This is a genomic window from Mesorhizobium sp. M8A.F.Ca.ET.181.01.1.1 (genome assembly GCF_004792025.1).
GTDB lineage: Bacteria > Pseudomonadota > Alphaproteobacteria > Rhizobiales > Rhizobiaceae > Mesorhizobium.
In genome coordinates, this window is sequence record NZ_SRTV01000255.1 from 1 (window position 1) to 298 (window position 298).

Sequence of the window (298 nt, forward strand, 5' to 3'; positions counted from 1 at the left end):
CCCCGATCTCGAAGAAGGGCTCGTGCACCCCGATCCGATCCCGGCCCAGCAGCGTGCGCCAAATCTTCGCCAGCTCGCGCTCGCGCTCGTCGCGGGGCGCCTCGTATACCGCCTCCGACCCGCCACTGTCCTCATCCGGCGCCGGCAGCGCACGCCGGTCAACCTTCCCGCTCGCATTCAGCGGCAGCGTCGCCAGACCCACGAATACCGACGGCACCATGTACTCCGGCAACCGCCGCGCCAGCCCCGCGCGCAGTTGCGCCGCCGACAACGGCGCGCCCTGCGCCCCGTATGCGAC

General features: G+C 72.1%; 1 pseudogene. It reads right to left on the reverse strand.

Annotated features, from left to right (window positions below):
* A pseudogene (locus tag EN824_RS35545) lies at positions 1–298 on the reverse strand (hypothetical protein); the annotation flags it as partial.